Here is a 16,259-nt window from a genome sequence, read left to right as displayed (position 1 = left end):
TCCGCCCGGAGCTCGGCCCGGAGTATCGGCCCGGCACCGGCTGCCCGGCACGTCTCCCGGCCCATCCTCCGAGGCTCCGGGCGGGGGCGCCAGCGGGGTGGTGCCTCCGGGGGACGTCCGGGTGACGTTGGGGTGACGTCGGGGTGACGGAGGCACCGCCGCCGTCAGGACAGCCCCGAACCCTCCTGCTCGTCCGCCTCCATCGCAGCCCGCTCCTCGCGCAGCCGCACCACGTGCCGGCGCCGGGCCACCACCCCGTACGCGGACGCGGCGCTCGCCGCGAAGGCCAGCACGCCGACCCACGGCCGGTCGAAGACGTGGCCGGTCAGGTGGTCCACCGAGTAGCGGCCCGGGCCGGCCAGGCCCAGCGCCAGCCCGGTCACGCCGAGGAACGCCGGGTACTCGTAGCCGCCGGAGGTCATGAAGAAGCCGGACGGCGCGTGCACCGCCACCGCGCCGGCCATCGTCCCGGCCACCACCGCGCCGGCCGCCGGGGTGGCCAGCCCGGCCACCAGCAACGCGCCGCCGCCCGCCTCGCCGAGACCGGCCGCGATCGCGCTCTGCCGGGCCGGGTGGAAGCCCATGTGCTCCATCGCCTTGGTGGTGCCCTCCAGGCCGCCGCCGCCGAACCAGCCGAACAGCTTCTGGGTGCCGTGCGCGATCAGCACCCCGCCGACCGCGCTGCGCAGGGCCAGCAGGCCCAGGTCCTTACGGTTCAGACACATGTCGCATCCTCGTTCCCGGGAGGGTGATCCGACTTCCATGGGACCCGAGAGCGCGCAGCCGTTCGAGCCGGGACCGCCATCCGGGCGAATCCGCCGGTGATCAGGAATGAACGGCCCGACCGTGCGATTCACGCCACGCCCACGCCCACGCCCGAGCCCGGGGCGTGGCAGGGCGGTCGCGATGATCGCCGCGGTCATGCTTGGCCCATGTTCGTCTTCAACCTGAGCAGCGCCTTCATCACGTTCTTCGCCGTCGTCGGCCCGCCGAAGGTCCTGCTGTCCTTCGCCCGGCTGGCCCCCTCCCGGACCACCCGGGAGCTGCGGCAGCTGGCGGCGTGGAGCACCGTCGTCTCGGCCGTGATCGGCCTGGTGCTCGGTTTCAGCGCGGACGAGGTCACCACGCTCTTCCACATCAGCGACCAGTCGCTGCAGCTCGCCGGCGGGACGATCTTCTTCCTCTACGCCGTCGCGCTGGTCTTCGGCGTCCACCTCGGCGAGGGCGAGGACGACGAGCACCTGCCGAACCCGATGTTGGACGGCTTCCGCGAACTGCTGCTGCCGTACATCGCCAGCCCGCTCGCCATCACCGCCGTCCTGGTCGCCTCGCTCGCCAAGGACGACTGGGGCTGGCGGGCCACCGTCGCCTGGGCCTACGTGGCCGTCGTGGTGATCAACTACGTCTGCGTGGCCCTGCTCGCGCCGCTGATGCAGCGCACCCACCGCACCTCGCTGGAGGTGCTCTCCCGACTGCTCGGGCTGCTGCTGGCGGCGGTCGGGGTGGAGCTGTTCCTGAACGGCCTGGCCGGGCTCGGGGTGCACCTCCCCGAAGGGCACTGACACCGAGGGGCACAGATCCCCGAGGGGCACAGATCCCCGGGGGGCGCTGATCCCCGGGGGGCGCCGAGCTCCTTGAAGGGCACCGAGCCCGGCCTACGGGCGTCAGCCCGCGGCGAGCCGGGCCAGCACCGCACCGATCCGCTCGCGCACCAGCGGGTCGGCGACCAGCCCGTCCGGGCCGACCGCCTGCCGGTCCAGCGGGATCCGGGCGCAGGCCTCGTCCAGCACGGCCGCGCCGGTGTAGCCGAGGACGGTGCGCAGGGTGGCCTCGGCGCCCTGGCCGCGGCCCGGACCGGCGCAGTTGATCCAGGCGGCGGGCTTGTCCGAGATCTCCGTCCCGCCGACCGTCCAGTCCAGCAGGTTCTTGAAGGAGCCGGGCAGCGTGCCGGCGTACTCGGGGGTGCAGATCAGCAGCGCGTCGGCGGCGTCGATCGCCGCCCGCAGCCCGACCACCGGCTCCGGCAGCGGGTCGGTGTCGTGGTCCGGGTTGAAGTGCGGCAGCTCGGCCAGCCCGGTGTAGTAGGTGGCGCCGATGCCCGGGGTTTCGGCGGCGATGGCGGCGGCCGTATGCAGCACCGTCTCGTTGGTCGAACCGGCGCGCAGGCTTCCGGGCAGCAGCAGGATGTGACGCTCATTCGGCATGGCCAGGAACCTACTCCTTGACGCCTACGGCAAGGCCACCGGCGGGACGATCACCGGTTCCTACGGGGCGACCACCGGCCGCCAGGGCACCGGGCTGGAGAGGATCATCGAGCTGGACGGCTGGCCGTAGCCGCCGAGCCGGTCGCAGAGCGCCTCGAACTCGGCCATCGTGGGCACCGCGACCAGCAGCACGCAGCAGGCCCCGCCGGTGACCCGGTGCAGCTGGAGCACCTCCGGCCAGTTCGCCACCTCGGGGTCGCGCAGCACGCAGCGCGGGCCGTAGCACTGGATCTGGACCAGCGCGGTGATCGGCAGCCCGGAGCGGGTGAGGTCCACGTGGGCGTGGTAGCCGGTGATCACCCCGTCCGCCTCCAGTCGGCGGACCCGTTCGGCCACCGCGGGTGCGGACAGGCTCACCCGGCGGGACAGTTCGTTGTACGAGAGCCTGGCGTCGGCCTGGAGCTCGGCGAGCAGGCGGCGGTCGACGGCGTCCATGGCGGCTCCCGGAGTGGCTGGAATCGGCGGTTCTGCCGATCGTAAAGAGAATCGTCCGAACACCTTGCGAACAACAGCCCCGGGGGCGTTTGCGGTGCTCAGAGGCCATTCAATCCGGGCCCGGCACCGCCGCACAATGGGGTCCTCGGTGGAACCAGGCCGTCCGTCTGGTCACCGGTTCGGGCGATGGGGCCCAGGGTCACAGGAGGGATCGGGATGGGGCACGACACGGTGGAGACACCCAGCCTTTCGTTCGGCAGGGGCGGGCAGCCGGGTCGGGGCACCCCGTACGCCCGCTACGCGCGCCTGGATGAGTTGCACAGCCTCCAGCACCCGCTCAGCAAGGCGCCGGCCGAGATGTCGTTCATCGTCACCACGCAGGTGATGGAACTGCTGTTCGACCTGGTGCGGCACGAGTGGACCCTCGCCCAGCAGGCGCTGCGCGAGGACGACCTGCCGTCGGCGCTGGCCGCCCTGCGCCGCGGCACGCACGCCCAGGACGTGCTCACCGAGTCCTGGGACCTGCTGGCCACCATGACGCCGCAGGAGTTCAACTCCTTCCGCGCACTGTTCGGCGAGGCCTCGGGCTTCCAGTCCTCGGCCTTCCTGCGCCTGGAGTTCCTCCTCGGCAACAAGAACGTCGCCCTGCTCAAGATGTACGACGAGGTGCCGGAGACGCACGCCGAACTGACCGAGGCGCTGCGCGCCCCCGGCCTGTACGACGACGCCCTGGCCCTGCTGGCCCGCCGCGGCCTGGCGGTCCACGCCGAGCCGTCCGAGCAGCGCTACCGCGCCTCCGAGGAGGTCGAGGCGGCCTGGCGCCGGGTATACACCGACCCGGAGTTCGCCGCGCTCCAGCCGCTCGCCGAGGCGCTGCTGGACGTCGCCGAGCGGGTCACCCGCTGGCGCCAGCGGCACCTGAACGCGGTCAAGCGGACGATGGGCGGCAAGCCGGGCTCGGGCGGCTCCAGCGGCCTGACCTGGCTGCGCAAGTCGGCCGAGCAGGACGTGTTCCCCGAGCTGTGGACGATCCGGGACGAGATGTGAGCGAGGGGCTGGGCATGATCACGGGCACGATCACGCGCGAGGAGTGCGCGGCGCTGGACGCCGTCGACCCGCTGGCGGCGTTCCGCAAGGAGTTCGCCCTGCCGGACGGGGTCATCTACCTGGACGGGAACTCGCTGGGCGCGCTGCCGGTGCGCACGCCCGAGCGGGTGCGGCAGGTGGTCGAGGAGGAGTGGGGCCGGGAGCTGATCCGCAGCTGGAACGACGCCGGCTGGTTCGAGCAGCCGTACGCGCTGGGCCGGCGGATCGCGCCACTGGTCGGCGCCGGGGCGGACGAGGTGGTGGTCTGCGACACCACCTCGGTGAACCTGTTCAAGGTGCTGTCGGCGGCCCTCGGGCTGCGCCCGGGGCGGCGCACCGTGCTCGGGGACGGCGAGGCCTTCCCGACCGACCTGTACATCGCCGAGGGCGTGACCGGCCTGGTCGAGGGCGCGCGCAGCGTGCTGATCCGGCCCGAGGAGCTGGACGCGCACCTGGACGGCGACGTCGCCGCGGTCGTCCTCTCGCACGTGGACTACCGCACCGGCGAGCTGCTGGACATGCCCGGGATCACCGCCCGGGTGCAGGCCGCGGGCGCGCTGATGATCTGGGACGTGTGCCACTCGGTGGGCGCGCTGCCGGTCGAACTCGGCGCGGCGAACGCGGACTTCGCGGTCGGCTGCACCTACAAGTACCTGAACGGCGGCCCCGGTTCGCCGGCCTTCCTGTACGTCGCCGAGCGGCATCTGGCGGCCGGCCCGGTGCAGCCGCTGAGCGGCTGGTTCGGGCACGCCCGGCCGTTCGCCTTCGAGCCCGGGTACGACCCGAAGGCGGGCATCGGACGGTTCCTGACGAGTTCGCCGTCGCTGCTCGGCCAGGCCGCGCTGGGCGCCAGCCTGGACGTCTGGGAGCGCGCCGACCTGGCCGCCGTCCGGGCGAAGAGCCTGGCGCTGACCGACCTGTTCATCGCCCTGGTCGAGGGCCTGGACGGGATCGAGGTGGCGACCCCGCGCGAGCACGCCCGGCGCGGAAGCCAGGTCGCGCTGCGGCACGCCGACGGCTACCCGGTGGTGCAGGCGCTGATCGAGCGCGGCGTGATCGGGGACTTCCGCGCGCCGGACCTGATGCGCTTCGGGTTCACCCCGCTCTACCTGTCCCACACGGACGTCTGGGACGCGGCCCGGCAGCTGGCCGAGGTGCTGGCGAGCGGCGAGTGGCGGGCGGAGCGCTTCTCCCGCCGGGGCGAGGTGACGTAGGGGGGACGGTCGTTGAGCCGTGCAGCAGGCCCCTCGCCCGTGCGAGGGGCCTTTCGCATGCCCGGCCGGCTCGGTCGGCTCAGTCGGCTCAGTCGGCTCAGCCGGCTCAGTCGGCTCAGTCGGCGATGGTCAACTCCCCGATCAGGCGCCGGTAGACGTCGAAGGCGGGCTTGCGGGAGTAGTCGTCCCGGAGCAGGCCGAAGTGGTGGAAGAGAGTCGCGCCCGCGCTGTCGGCGTCCCGGAGGGCGAAGAACGCGTAACCGGTGACGGCGAGTTCGGCGGCCAGGCCCGCGACGGTCCGGACCACCTCCTCGACCACTTCGGCCTGCCGCACCTCGTCACGTCCCGGTCCGGTGGGCCAGCCGTTCTCGCAGATCCGGATCGGCACCGCCGGGCCGATGCCCGCCGCGGCCAGCGCGTCCCGCCGGAAGCCGGTGAGCACCGCCCTTACGGCGTCGGCGAGTTGGTCGGACTGGAGCGGCCGGAAGACGTCCGGGAAGAAGTCCAGCCCGACGTAGTCGAGCGCACGGTGGAAGCGCTCGTCGGCGAGCTGCCCGAGGTCCGTCCAGAAGGTGTCGGCGGGATCGAAGGACGGCACCGCGTTGAAGCCCACCGCCAGGTCGCCGTATCCGCAGGCCAGGGCCTCCTCCTTGGCCGCGATCACCCCTTCGACCAGCGCTCGGCGAACGTTCGGGATGCTGCCGTCCACGGGCGGGAGGTCCAGATTGGGCTCCTCGCAGATCTGCAGGACGGCCAGGCGGTGGCCCTCGGCCCGGACGGTCCGCCGGACGAAGTCCGTCCAGCCGTCCAACTTCCCGTCGGGATGCCGGAATTGGAGCACGAGGTCGAGCTTCCGGCCCTCGGTGGCGTACTGCTCGGGCCGTTCGGGGGTGTGTGCGCCCGCCGGGTGCGAGCGGTAGGCGCGGACCAGTAACGCCGGTGCACTGCCCTGGAGTTCGCACAGAGCGGCGGTGATCAGCGCGGGGTCGTCGGGGCGGACGGGCTCGGTCAGGCCGGTGTCGCTGCCGAGCAGGCCGCCTGGGTAGATGCCGAAGGTGAAGGTCATGCCGCCACCGTAGCCGATATTTTTGGTGCCACTGCAAATTTAGTGTGACACCATGATTCGCCGTAGGATGCCGCCATGGGACTTCGCGAACTCAAGAAGCAGCAGACCCGGGCCCTGCTGTCCGACACCGCCATGGGACTGTTCGCCGAGCGCGGGTTCGAGCAGGTCACGGTGGCGGAGGTGGCCCGGGCCGCCGGGGTCTCGACCAACACGGTCTTCAACTACTTCCCCACCAAGGAGGAGCTGTTCTTCGACCGGCAGGACGAGGTCGTGGCGCACCTGGCCGCGGTGGTCCGGGGGCGCCCGGCGGGCAGCCCCGCGGTCGAGGCGGTCCGGGCCGACCTGCTCGCGGCGGTGGCGGCCGGCGAGCCGACGGTCGGGCTGCAGCCGGGGATGGCGGCCTTCTGGCGGATCGTCGCGGACAGTCCGGCGCTGCGCGCCCGGCTGCTGGAGCTGGGCGAACGCGCCGAAGCCGCCCTGGCGGCGGCCCTGGCGGAGGAGTCGGGGGCCGGGCCGGAGGACCCGCTTCCCCGCGTCCTGGCCGGCGCGATCGCGGGCGCACACCGGGCGGTGCTGGCGGAGATCCGGCGGGCCATGGTGGCCGGGGAGCCGGCCGAGGCGGTCCGCGCGCGCGTCGAGGAAGCGGCGGAACGGGCGTTCGGCCTGCTGGCGTCGGGGCTTCGAGGCTACCCGGCGGACCGCTGACACGGCTCGGGCCGCCCGGTCGCGGGGACCGGACGGCCCGAGAGGCCGTTTCAACGGCGCGGCCGAACCGACCGTCAGCACGGCGCAGTTGCCGTCCGTACCCACCGGTCGCGAGGCATGGCCTAGGTTGGACGCATGACCACCGAGGACCAGGACCAGCGCCAGGACCGGCCCGCCCCGCTCGTCGCCGTCGCCTCCGCCGACGCCGTGCTGCGCCACCCCGAGGCGGGCGAGCACCTGCTCACCGACCTCGAACACCAGCGCGCGGCGCGCTTCCGGAAGGAGTCCGGGCGGCTTGACTTCACCGCCGGCCACATCCTGGTCCGGCTCTGCGCCGCCCGGCTGCTCGGCGTACCGGCCGCCGCCCTGACGCTCGCCCAGCAGTGCCCGGACTGCGGCCGGGCCGACCACGGCAAACCGTTTCTCCCGGACCGCCCGGACGTGCACGTGAGCCTGTCGCACACCCAGGGCGTGGTCGCCGCCGCCGCCGGATACGAGCCGGTCGGCGTGGACGTCGAGCTGGCCGCGCGCGGCGGCACGCTCCAGGGGGTGGCCGAGCGGGTGCTCACCCCCGCCGAGCTGGCCCTGGTCGTCGCCGCCCCGGAGCCGGACCGGGCGTTCCTGCGGCTGTGGGTGCGGAAGGAGTCGCTGATCAAGATCGGGCGGGCCGGCATGGACTCCCTGGCCGAGGTCGACCTCTCCGCCCTGCCCCTGGACGTCCCGGCCGACGGCCCGCTGCGCAGCCGGTACCTGGACCTGCACCTGCTCGACTGGACGGACCCGGAGCACGGGGCGGCGGTGGCGGCGGTCAGCACGGCCGAGCCGCAGGTCGTGGAGCTGACGGCAGGCGGCTGACCAGGGCCGCCGCCCGGGCCCACCCGAGCGGGGGGCCGCCGGGTAAGCGGTGTTAGCGTGCCTGGTCGGGCGCCGGAACCGGGCGCCCCGCCGAGTCAGCTGCCCACCGCCGGATTAAGGGTGTCCCCGCCATGGCCAAGTTCCTGCTGAGCCTGCACGTCCTCGCGTCGGTCCTGTTCATAGGCCCGGTCGCGGTGGCCGTCAGCATGTTCCCGCGCCGGGCGAAGGCGGCGCTGGCGGGCGGGCCCGACCAGGCCTCCGACGCGGGCGTGCTGCGGATCCTGCACCGGATCACCCAGGTCTACGCGCTGCTGGGGGTGGCCGTGCCGGTGCTGGGCATCGGGCTGGCCCAGGTGATGGACGTGCTCGGGCAGTCCTGGCTGATCGCCTCGATGGTGATCACCGCTGTCGCCGCGCTCTCGCTGCTGCTCTTCGTGCTGCCCGGGCAGCAGGCCGCGGTGGACGCGCTGGGCCTCGACGCCGGGGACGAGCGGCACGGCAAGGCCGTCCAGGGTCTGAAGCTGCTGCCGATGACGGCCGGGGTGTTCAACCTGCTGTGGGCGGTGGTCGTGGTGCTGATGGTCGTCCGGCCGGGGTCGAGCACCGGGGTCTGAGCCCTCCCTTTCTTCTGTTCCAGCGGCTTCTGTTCCAGCGGCTTCTGTTCTAGCCGCGGACGCCCGGCCGCTGGAGCGGGACGCCCGCCCGCTTGACCGCGCGGGCGACGATCGCGGTCTCGGCGCGAGCCACCCCGAGCGGGCCGAGGGTGTCGGTGAGGAAGCGGTAGAGCCCGCCGTGGTCCGGGCAGAACAGCGTGGCCATCAGGTTGGCCGGGCCGCTGGTGGCGAACACCCCGTGCACCTGCGGATGCCGGGCCAGGGCGGTGCCGATCTCGGCGAGCCGGCCCGGCGGCACGTCCAGCCAGAGGTTGGCGTCCACGGCCATGCCGAGCAGCCGGGGGTCGACGGTGGCGTGGGTGCGCAGCAGTCCGGCGTCGTCGAGCCGGTGCAGCCGGCGGCGGACGGTCGACTCGGGTGCGCCGACGGCCGCGGCGAGGGCGGCGTGCGACTGCCGTGCGTCCTCGGCCAGTCGGGCCAGCAGCACGCGGTCCAGTTCGTCCAGCGGCGGGGGTGCCGCCGGGCGGGGTGCGGCGGGCCGGGCGAGCGCGGCGGCCTCGTCCGCGTCCAGGTAGCCGGCCTGCCACTGCCCGGCGTCGGCGAAGGCGTGCAGGACGGCGTGGGTGGTGGTGTCGGTGACGGCGGCGGTCGCCGGCAGCTGCCCGTACAGCAGGCGGTCGCGGGCGCCGACCCCGCTCAGCATGACGGCGCCGATCTCCTGACCGCCGAGCATCACGTCGACGAACGGGACGTCCGGGCGGTCGGCCAGCGCCCGCGCGATGGCGTCCACCGTGCCGCGCAGGACCCGGACGCGCAGCAGCAGCGCGCCGACCGCGGCGTCCTCGACGTCGGGCATCCGCACCACCCGCAGCACGCCGGCCTGCTGCATCCGGGCCAGGCGGCGGGTGACCGTCCGGGCGGAGACGCCCAGCACCTCGGCGATCCGGCCGGTCTCGGCCCGGCCGTCCACCTGGAGGGCGCAGATCAGACGGCGGTCGAGGGCGTCGAGCGCGGTGTCCGGATCAGCAGTCGAGAGGTCCATGCTGTCCGATCTCCGTCAGTCTCGTCCGCTTGAGCGTCTCGTTCGGCAGCTCTCACGGTACTCCTTGTCCTGCGCGGCCGGGGTGTCCGGCCCCGGGATGGCAACAGCGGAACGGACAAGGAGTACGGCGATGGAGCTGCAGACGCTGACGGACGGGGTGGAGGCCGCGGTGCGCGAGGTCGGCGCGAAGCTGGCGGCGCGGCGGCCCGCCGAGCCCATGCCCGCGCGGACGGCGGAGGAGGCCATGGCGCGCTTCGCCGAGGTGGACGGACCGGCCGCCGCCGAGCTGCGGGAGCGGCTGGCCGCCCTGCGCCCGCAGGCCGGGTGGGTGAGCGAGGAGCTGGACGGCACGGTGCCCGCCGAGGGCGAGTGGTGGTTGTGCGACGCCACCGACGGCGCGGTGCAGTACCTCCTCGGGCAGCCGCAGTGGGCCGTCACCGCGACGCTCGTCCGGGACGGCGAGGCGGTCCTGGCCGTGGTGCACGCGCCCGAGCTGGGCGGCGGGCGGACCTACCGGGCGGTGCTCGGCGGCGGCGCCCGGCTGGACGGGCGGCCGATCGCGCCGCTGCCGCGCGAGCTGCGGGCGACCGTCGCCGGCACCAGCCAGCCGCCGCTCGTCGCCGCCGACCCGGTGGCGCTGCGCCGGGCGGGCGAGTCGCTGTCCGCGATGGCGGGCGCCGTCCTGGCGGTGCGCAACCTCGGGCCGACCGCCCTCCAGGTGGCCCAGGTCGGCTCCGGGCACCTCGCGCTGTTCTGGGAGTACGGCGCCGACGCGGGCAACCTGCTGCCCGGCGCGCTGATCGCGAGCGAGGCGGGCGCGACGGTGACGGACGCCGCCGGAGCGGCCTGGACGGCCGGGTCCGACAGCTTCCTCGCCGCCGCGCCCGGGCTGCACGAGGACGCGGTGGGGGTGCTGCGGGCGGTGCGGTGATCGCGTGCTTGGGGCGGTGCCGTGATCAGGTGCGGTGCTGGGCGGCGGGGCGGCGATCAGGTGCGGTGCGGTGATCAGGTGAGGCCGAACAGCCGCGCCGCGTTGTCGTGGCAGACGGCCCGCAGCCACTCCTCCCCCAGTCCCAGGCCGGCCAGCGCCTCCAGCTGGTGGACGTACCGGTACGGGATGTTCGGGAAGTCGCTGCCGAGCAGGATGCGCTCCCGCAGGCCGCGCAGGCGCGGCAGTTCGTCGCGCGGGAACGGCACGTCGGCCTCGGCGAAGTCGGTGAACGCGATGGTGGTGTCCAGCCGGACGGCGGGGTGGCGCTCGGCGAGGTCGAGGAAGTCCCGGTACTCGGGCATGCCGAGGTGGGCGACCACCAGCACCAGCCCGGGGTGCCGGGCCAGCACCTCGCCGATCGGGCCCGGGCCGGTGAACTTGCCGGGCACCGGCCCGGATCCGCAGTGCGTCACCACCGGGGTGCCGGTCTCGGCGAGCAGCCCCCACACCTCGTCCAGCCGCCGGTCCGCCGGATCGTAGCCGCCGACCTGGAGGTGCGCCTTGAACACCCGGGCGCCGTCCTCGATCGCCCGCGCCACGTAGCCGGGCGCCTCGGGCTCGGGGAAGAACGTCGCCGTGTGCAGGCAGTCCGGGGTGCGGGCGGCGAAGTCGGCGGACCACGCGTTCAGCCAACCGGCCATGCCGGGCCTGTGCGGGTAGAGCATCGACGTGAACGCTCGGACGCCGAAGTCCCGCAGCCGCTGGACGCGTTGCTCCTCCGCCTCGCGGTAGGTGATCGGCCAGGGCCGGTTCACCAGCGGGCCGGCGGCGTCGAAGTACGCCCACACCTTGTCGAGGACGTTCTTCGGCATGAAGTGGGTGTGCACGTCGACCAGGCCGGGGAGGCCGAGGTCCTGCCAGAAGGCGCGGACGTCGGCTGCTTCACCGGTCTCGGGGTTCACGCGGGCACCGGTCTCGGGGCTCGTTCGGGCACCGGGCTCAGGGCTCACGCGGGCACCGGGCGGGCGCGGTCGATGATCTCCGCCACGTCCAGGCCGGCCGGCAGGGTGCCGAAGGCGGCACCGTGGTCGCCGCCGAGGCGGGACGCGCAGAACGCGTCGGCCACCGCCGGGCTGCCGTACCGGACGAGCAGCGAGCCCTGGAAGGCCAGCGCCATGGCTTCGACCAGGCGGCGGGTGCGGTACTCCAGGTCGGTCGGGTCGGTGAGCTGCTTGCGCAGTTCGGCGACGGCCGCGTCCAGGCGGCGGTCCGCCCCGGCGGCCGCGTCGAGTTCGCCGAGGAACGCGTCGACCACCTCCGGGCGCTTGGCCATCGCGCGCAGCGCGTCCAGGGCGGCGACGTTTCCGGAGCCCTCCCAGATCGAGACCAGTGGCGCCTCGCGGTAGAGCCGGGGCATGCCGGACTCCTCCACGTAGCCGTTGCCGCCCAGGCACTCCAGCGCCTCGGCCGCGTGCGCCGGACCGCGCTTGCAGACCCAGTACTTGGCGACGGCCAGGCCCAACCGCCTTACCAGCACCTCGGTTTCGTCCCCGGCAAGGGCGAGGTCGGTGGCCTGGGCGAGCCGCATGGCGACGACGGTGGCCGCCTCCGACTCCACGACCAGGTCGGCCAGCACGTTGCGCATCAGCGGCTGGTCCACCAGCGCCTTGCCGAACGCCCGCCGGTGGAGGGCGTGGTGGACCGCCCGGGTGGCGCCGTAGCGCATGCCGGAGGCGCCGCCGATGGTGCAGTCGAGGCGGGTCATGTTGACCATCTCGATGATGGTCGGCACGCCCCGCCCCTCCTCGCCGACCAGCCAGCCGACCGCGCCGTCGTACTCCAACTCGGCGGAGGCGTTGGACTTGTTGCCGAGCTTGTCCTTGAGTCGCATGAGGTGCAGACGGTTGCGGCTGCCGTCCGGGAGGACGCGCGGAAGCATGAAGCAGCTGAGCCCGCCCGGAGCCTGAGCGAGCGTCAGGAACAGGTCCGACATCGGGGCGGAGGTGAACCACTTGTGGCCGGTGAGGCGGTAGGTGCCGTCGGCGTGCGGGGTCGCGGTGGTGGTGTTGGTGCGGACGTCCGAGCCGCCCTGCTTCTCGGTCATCGACATGCCGGCGATCAGCCCGCGCTTGGTGCGCGGCTCGCGCAGCCCGTAGTCGTACGTGGTGGTGGCCAGCAGCGGCTCCAACTCCCCGGCCAGGGAAGGGTTCGCACGCAGGGCGGGGACTGCGGCGTAGGTCATCGAGATCGGGCAGGTGTGGCCGGCCTCGACCTGGCCCCAGACGAAGAACTTGGCCGCGCGGGCGGCGTGCGCGCCGGACCGCTCGTCCCGCCAGGGCGCGGCGTGCAGGCCGTGCGAGACGGCGGTGCCCATCAGCTCGTGCCAGGCCGGGTGGAACTCGACCTCGTCGATGCGGTGGCCGAAGCGGTCGTGGGTGCGCAGGACGGGCGGGTTCTCGTTGGCCAGCCGGCCCCATTCGGCGGCCTGCTCGGAGCCGGCCAACCGGCCGAGTTCGCGCAGCTCGGGCTCGGCCCAGCCGGCGCCGGCCCGGTGCAGGGCGGCGAGCAGGGTCGGGTCGGCGGCCGTGTCGTGTCCGTACGGCAGGGGCACCTGGTTGGTGACCTCATGCGTCGCTGTCATCGCGTCCTCCCAGGGCACGCAGGGTGAAGGAGACCAAGGCGGGGACCACCTCGGTGGTGGCTTCGACGGTGGTGGCTTCGACATCGGGGTCGGCCTGCCCGGCGTTGGGGTCGGCCTGCCCGACGGGTGCTGCCGCGAGCGGGCCGGCCAGGGCCTCGCCGACCGCGCCGACCAGGGCGGCGGCCGTCAGCACCGGGTCCTGCTCGGGCAGCCGCCCGCTCGCCACGGCGGCGGCGATCTCGGTGGCGATCACGTCCCGGAACGCCCGCCGGAACACCAGGCGTTCGGTGTCCACGACCGCGTCGGCCGGCTCGACCAGCAGCGCGTACGCCAGCCGCGGCGCGCGCAGGGCGCGGGCGGCGAACGTCTCGACGACGGCGGCGATCCGCTGCTCCGGCGTCTCGCGGCGGGCGACGGCGGCGTTCACCGCGGCGATCTCATGGTTGACCACCCGGCGGAACAACTGCACGGACAGCTCGGCCTTGTTGGCGAAGTGCTGGTAGACGCTGCCGGTGGCGATCCCGGCCCGGTCCGCCACCGCGGCCATCGTGCAGCCCCCGTAGCCGCGCTCGGCGAGCAGGCCCACGGCCGACTGGAGCACGGCCTCGCGCTGGGCGTCCAGGCGGGCTTGTACGGCGGGCGTGCGTCGGTAGGCCATGGAAGCATTGAAGCACCGATTCAGTACTTCGGGGAGGGGGCGGACCCGATGTGCACAAAGGCCGCCCCCGGACGTGGTCCGGAGACGGCCTCCGCTACGAACGTGCGTTACGAGCGTGCGTTAAGGGCGTGCGTTAGAGCGGGTGACGCTCCAGCTTCTGGCCCTCCTCGTCGAGCGGGCCGAACGGCGGGATCTGCTGCTGCGACTTCGCGAGCGAGCGCGCGGTGCTCTGGTCGGCCAGGCCGGCCCACTCCAGCACCTTGGCGGTCGCCTCGGCCGACTCGTCGGCCGGCAGCTTGCTGATGTTGGAGCCGTGGTTGCCGCCCGGGACGGTGTAGACGTAGCAGTCCTCGCTGCCCCGGCCCAGCTCGAACGGCTTGGCGCCCCACGGGTCGTTGCCGCCGTACACGAAGATGATCCGCTCGGCGCTGCGCTTCACCCAGCGGTCGATGTCGGGCATCGCGCGCGGGTTGAAGGTCGTCGGGATCTCCTTCGGCACGTACGCGCGCGGCGCGTACAGCTCCTTGTAGTCGTAGTGCAGGAGGTCCTTCAGGTACGAGACGTCGAAGTACGGCGCGCCGAGTTCGGTCGCGGCCTGGTAGTAGTACGCGGTGTACTTCGCCAGGCCCTGGTCGCTGGAGCTGGTCACGCCCTCCTGCGCGTCGAACCACTTGTACAGCTCGTCGTCGGTCGCGGTGGCCGCCACCGGGACCTTGGCGCAGTCGGCCTCCATGCTGTACTGCCAGAATCCCCAGACCACGTCGAGCACGCTGCCCTCGTAGGCCCGGTCCACGGTCCCGATGACGTTGAAGGTGGAGCCGGCGGCCTTGTTGTCGGCCTCGTAGCGGGGCTCCAGCCGGTCCCGGCGCACCAGCAGCTCGCGCTGGACGGCATTGAGGGCGGCCCGGCATTCGGGGGTGCCGACGTTCTGGAAGAACTCGCTGTACGAGGTGTCGTCGCTGACGTCGGTGTTGTTCGGCGCGACGTACGCGATCGTGCCCGCCACGTCGTCCGGGTAGAACCGGCGGTAGTAGGTGGAGGACATGCCGCCCTTGCTGGCGCCGGTGGAGAGCCACTCGCGCTGGTAGATCTGCTTCAGCGCGGTGACGATCCGGTGCGAGTCGGCGGCCGCCTGGCGGATGCCGGCCTTGGACCAGTCGGCCGGGTCGGGGCGCGACGGGGTGAAGAAGCGGTACTCGATGGAGACCTGGTTGCCGTCGACCAGCCGGGTCGGCTCGGTGCGCGACGGGGTGGTGCCCAGCGTGTAGCCGTTGGTGTAGAAGACGGTCGGGCGGTCGTAGCCGCGGTGCAGCACGCTGATGCGCTGCTGGAAGGTGCCCAGCCAGGGGCGGAAGTGGTCGATCGGCTGGGTGTAGGTGAGCAGGAAGTAGCGGTGGCCGATGGTGGTCGGCTTCTCCTCGGTGATGGTCATCCCGGGGATCGCCGCCAGGCGGTCCTTGATGTCGGCGGTCGGGTCGGCGGCGACGTCGCGGGCCTGGGCGCTCTGCGCACTGTCCGCGGTCCGGGCGCTGTCCGCGGTCTGCGCACTGCCCGCGGTCTGGGCGAACGCGGGGGTCGCCAGGCCGCCGCCGGCAGTCAGCAGCGGTATCAGCAGGGCGGAAACCAGCAGTCTTCTGAACCTGGTGCTCATCAACTCTCCATCTGATCAACGGACATGACAGGCGCCTTGTCGGCACAACTCTGCGGTGCGGGTGGTGCGGCGGCCGTCCGGTAGACGGCCGAATGGGCCACTCGCCGGTCGCGGGTGGCCCATCGGGGAAACGGTGCTGGTCAAGGGCGGGGCAGAACGCAGCCGGGCAGGGTGAGGTCGAGCTGGTTCCCGGCGGCGAAGCAGGCCGGGATGATGTAGGTCTCCTGGGCGTAGCCGATGCCCTGGTGGACCGTCACCGCGCCGGTCTGGTCGACCTCGCACGGGTTGTTCAGCGTGCAGGACTCGCCGTTCTCGTTGATCGTGTTGTTGACGGCGACCACCTGGCCGGTGTTCGCGTCGACCACCGGCGAGCCGGAGGTGCCGCCGATCACGTTGCAGCCGGACGTGTAGCGGACGGAGTCCTTGAACGTCCAGTCGGCTTCCTGCAGCTGGTACGCGAAGCCGTCGACCGAGCAGGAGTAGATCCGCTTCCAGTAACCGGAGACCACCCGGATGTCGGTGCCCTGGGTGGGGTGGTCGACGGAGATGGTCAGCGGGGCGATCCCGTACTGCGTCCGGATCGCGTCGTAACTCGTGTCGAGCTGGTAGATCGACACGTCGGTGTCGGTCATGGCGCCGTAGACCACCTTGGTGGCGTTCAGCGTGGCGAGGTTGCCGCCGGAGCCGCTGAGCAGGGTGAAGGTCCGGCTGGACGGCTGGTCGACGACCACCTGGCCGGGGCCTGGCATACCGGACTCCAGGCAGTGGCCGTTGGAGAGGACGAGCGCCGGGTCGCTGCCGGCCGAGCCGGGCATCCGGACGAGCGAGCCGGAGCAGTTGTCGAGCGCCACCGTGCCGGTGAAGTCGACGGCGGCGAGGGGCGGGGCGGCCTTGGTGTCCGCGACGGCGGCGGCCCGAGTATTCGTAGCGGTGGCAGCATTCGTCGTGGTGGCGGCCTGAGCGGTCGCAGTGGTGGCGGCATGGGCCGGGACGGCTCCGGTCAGCGCGGTGGCTCCGGCGACCAGGACCGCGGCGAGCATGCCTATGAGCGGCTTCCTCATGAGAGACCTCTCGGTGTGGGGGTCCACCAAACCTGT

General features: G+C 73.2%; 17 protein-coding genes. 7 read left to right on the top strand and 10 right to left on the bottom strand.

What is annotated here, in order from left to right; all coding sequences use genetic code 11:
* Window positions 1–164 precede the first annotated feature (164 nt).
* A complete protein-coding gene (locus KV557_RS02635) occupies window positions 165–725 on the bottom strand; it encodes a DoxX family protein (RefSeq protein WP_218197951.1) in 561 nt (186 codons plus the stop codon).
* A gap of 207 nt (window positions 726–932) precedes the next feature.
* Between KV557_RS02635 and KV557_RS02630 the strand changes: the two genes are divergently transcribed.
* Window positions 933–1,562 (top strand): MarC family protein, encoded by a 630-nt coding sequence (locus KV557_RS02630; RefSeq protein WP_218197950.1) that lies wholly within the window; start codon window positions 933–935, stop codon window positions 1,560–1,562.
* Between the two features lie 102 nt (window positions 1,563–1,664).
* Here the strand turns inward: KV557_RS02630 and KV557_RS02625 are convergent, their stop codons facing one another.
* Together KV557_RS02625 and KV557_RS02620 are read right to left on the bottom strand one after the other, a co-directional pair.
* Window positions 1,665–2,204: an NADPH-dependent FMN reductase gene (locus KV557_RS02625; RefSeq protein ID WP_218197949.1), complete on the bottom strand. Its 540-nt coding sequence runs from the start codon at window positions 2,202–2,204 to the stop codon at window positions 1,665–1,667.
* Window positions 2,205–2,264: 60 nt separating this feature from the next.
* Complete coding sequence (locus KV557_RS02620) at window positions 2,265–2,699, bottom strand: Lrp/AsnC family transcriptional regulator (protein ID WP_218197948.1); 435 nt, start codon at window positions 2,697–2,699, stop codon at window positions 2,265–2,267.
* Window positions 2,700–2,915: 216 nt separating this feature from the next.
* On the opposite strand from KV557_RS02620, the gene KV557_RS02615 reads away from it, so the two are divergent.
* Complete coding sequence (locus KV557_RS02615) at window positions 2,916–3,746, top strand: tryptophan 2,3-dioxygenase (protein ID WP_218197947.1); 831 nt, start codon at window positions 2,916–2,918, stop codon at window positions 3,744–3,746.
* Window positions 3,747–3,760: 14 nt separating this feature from the next.
* Window positions 3,761–4,999, top strand: a complete 1,239-nt coding sequence (gene kynU / locus KV557_RS02610) for a kynureninase (RefSeq protein WP_218197946.1) — start codon at window positions 3,761–3,763, stop codon at window positions 4,997–4,999.
* A 115-nt stretch (window positions 5,000–5,114) separates the two neighbouring features.
* Here the strand turns inward: kynU and KV557_RS02605 are convergent, their stop codons facing one another.
* Complete coding sequence (locus KV557_RS02605) at window positions 5,115–6,065, bottom strand: hypothetical protein (protein ID WP_218197945.1); 951 nt, start codon at window positions 6,063–6,065, stop codon at window positions 5,115–5,117.
* Between the two features lie 75 nt (window positions 6,066–6,140).
* On the opposite strand from KV557_RS02605, the gene KV557_RS02600 reads away from it, so the two are divergent.
* From KV557_RS02600 to KV557_RS02590, 3 genes are all read left to right on the top strand, one after another.
* On the top strand, window positions 6,141–6,770 hold the full coding sequence (locus KV557_RS02600; protein WP_218197944.1) for a TetR/AcrR family transcriptional regulator: 630 nt from the start codon (window positions 6,141–6,143) through the stop codon (window positions 6,768–6,770).
* Between the two features lie 135 nt (window positions 6,771–6,905).
* Window positions 6,906–7,625, top strand: a complete 720-nt coding sequence (locus KV557_RS02595) for a 4'-phosphopantetheinyl transferase family protein (RefSeq protein ID WP_218197943.1) — start codon at window positions 6,906–6,908, stop codon at window positions 7,623–7,625.
* A gap of 131 nt (window positions 7,626–7,756) precedes the next feature.
* Entirely contained in the window at window positions 7,757–8,239 is a 483-nt protein-coding gene (locus KV557_RS02590) for a DUF2269 family protein (RefSeq protein ID WP_218197942.1), read from the top strand.
* Between the two features lie 49 nt (window positions 8,240–8,288).
* On the opposite strand, the gene KV557_RS02585 is transcribed toward KV557_RS02590, so the two are convergent.
* A complete protein-coding gene (locus tag KV557_RS02585) occupies window positions 8,289–9,281 on the bottom strand; it encodes an Lrp/AsnC family transcriptional regulator (protein ID WP_218197941.1) in 993 nt (330 codons plus the stop codon).
* 130 nt (window positions 9,282–9,411) lie between these two features.
* On the opposite strand from KV557_RS02585, the gene KV557_RS02580 reads away from it, so the two are divergent.
* A complete protein-coding gene (locus KV557_RS02580; RefSeq protein WP_256176837.1) occupies window positions 9,412–10,212 on the top strand; it encodes an inositol monophosphatase family protein in 801 nt (266 codons plus the stop codon).
* 74 nt (window positions 10,213–10,286) lie between these two features.
* Here KV557_RS02580 and KV557_RS02575 read toward each other — a convergent pair whose 3' ends face one another.
* The 5 genes from KV557_RS02575 to KV557_RS02555 all read right to left on the bottom strand — a co-directional run bounded on the left by KV557_RS02575 (window position 10,287) and on the right by KV557_RS02555 (window position 16,223).
* Complete coding sequence (locus tag KV557_RS02575; protein WP_308129735.1) at window positions 10,287–11,174, bottom strand: amidohydrolase family protein; 888 nt, start codon at window positions 11,172–11,174, stop codon at window positions 10,287–10,289.
* Between the two features lie 44 nt (window positions 11,175–11,218).
* Complete coding sequence (locus KV557_RS02570) at window positions 11,219–12,853, bottom strand: acyl-CoA dehydrogenase family protein (protein ID WP_218197939.1); 1,635 nt, start codon at window positions 12,851–12,853, stop codon at window positions 11,219–11,221.
* Window positions 12,837–13,511: a TetR/AcrR family transcriptional regulator gene (locus KV557_RS02565; protein ID WP_218197938.1), complete on the bottom strand. Its 675-nt coding sequence runs from the start codon at window positions 13,509–13,511 to the stop codon at window positions 12,837–12,839. Before KV557_RS02565 ends, KV557_RS02570 begins: the two co-directional genes overlap by 17 nt.
* Window positions 13,512–13,644: 133 nt before the next feature.
* Entirely contained in the window at window positions 13,645–15,162 is a 1,518-nt protein-coding gene (locus KV557_RS02560) for a S28 family serine protease (protein WP_218197937.1), read from the bottom strand.
* A gap of 140 nt (window positions 15,163–15,302) precedes the next feature.
* Window positions 15,303–16,223, bottom strand: a complete 921-nt coding sequence (locus tag KV557_RS02555; protein WP_218197936.1) for a trypsin-like peptidase domain-containing protein — start codon at window positions 16,221–16,223, stop codon at window positions 15,303–15,305.
* Between the last annotated feature and the right edge of the window lie 36 nt (window positions 16,224–16,259).

This window comes from Kitasatospora aureofaciens (assembly GCF_019192735.1).
In the GTDB taxonomy this organism is placed as follows: domain Bacteria; phylum Actinomycetota; class Actinomycetes; order Streptomycetales; family Streptomycetaceae; genus Kitasatospora; species Kitasatospora aureofaciens_A.
This window is presented reverse-complemented; position numbering and strand designations above follow the sequence as displayed.

What these genes read in the sequence shown, in the direction of transcription:
- KV557_RS02635 (WP_218197951.1), bottom strand. Translation starts at nt 725, where the DNA reads ATGTGTCTGAACCGTAAGGACCTGGGCCTGCTGGCCCTGCGCAGCGCG.
- KV557_RS02630 (WP_218197950.1), top strand. Translation starts at nt 933, where the DNA reads ATGTTCGTCTTCAACCTGAGCAGCGCCTTCATCACGTTCTTCGCCGTC.
- KV557_RS02625 (WP_218197949.1), bottom strand. Translation starts at nt 2,204, where the DNA reads ATGCCGAATGAGCGTCACATCCTGCTGCTGCCCGGAAGCCTGCGCGCC.
- KV557_RS02620 (WP_218197948.1), bottom strand. Translation starts at nt 2,699, where the DNA reads ATGGACGCCGTCGACCGCCGCCTGCTCGCCGAGCTCCAGGCCGACGCC.
- KV557_RS02615 (WP_218197947.1), top strand. Translation starts at nt 2,916, where the DNA reads ATGGGGCACGACACGGTGGAGACACCCAGCCTTTCGTTCGGCAGGGGC.
- kynU (WP_218197946.1), top strand. Translation starts at nt 3,761, where the DNA reads ATGATCACGGGCACGATCACGCGCGAGGAGTGCGCGGCGCTGGACGCC.
- KV557_RS02605 (WP_218197945.1), bottom strand. Translation starts at nt 6,065, where the DNA reads ATGACCTTCACCTTCGGCATCTACCCAGGCGGCCTGCTCGGCAGCGAC.
- KV557_RS02600 (WP_218197944.1), top strand. Translation starts at nt 6,141, where the DNA reads ATGGGACTTCGCGAACTCAAGAAGCAGCAGACCCGGGCCCTGCTGTCC.
- KV557_RS02595 (WP_218197943.1), top strand. Translation starts at nt 6,906, where the DNA reads ATGACCACCGAGGACCAGGACCAGCGCCAGGACCGGCCCGCCCCGCTC.
- KV557_RS02590 (WP_218197942.1), top strand. Translation starts at nt 7,757, where the DNA reads ATGGCCAAGTTCCTGCTGAGCCTGCACGTCCTCGCGTCGGTCCTGTTC.
- KV557_RS02585 (WP_218197941.1), bottom strand. Translation starts at nt 9,281, where the DNA reads ATGGACCTCTCGACTGCTGATCCGGACACCGCGCTCGACGCCCTCGAC.
- KV557_RS02580 (WP_256176837.1), top strand. Translation starts at nt 9,412, where the DNA reads ATGGAGCTGCAGACGCTGACGGACGGGGTGGAGGCCGCGGTGCGCGAG.
- KV557_RS02570 (WP_218197939.1), bottom strand. Translation starts at nt 12,853, where the DNA reads ATGACAGCGACGCATGAGGTCACCAACCAGGTGCCCCTGCCGTACGGA.
- KV557_RS02565 (WP_218197938.1), bottom strand. Translation starts at nt 13,511, where the DNA reads ATGGCCTACCGACGCACGCCCGCCGTACAAGCCCGCCTGGACGCCCAG.
- KV557_RS02560 (WP_218197937.1), bottom strand. Translation starts at nt 15,162, where the DNA reads ATGAGCACCAGGTTCAGAAGACTGCTGGTTTCCGCCCTGCTGATACCG.
- KV557_RS02555 (WP_218197936.1), bottom strand. Translation starts at nt 16,223, where the DNA reads ATGAGGAAGCCGCTCATAGGCATGCTCGCCGCGGTCCTGGTCGCCGGA.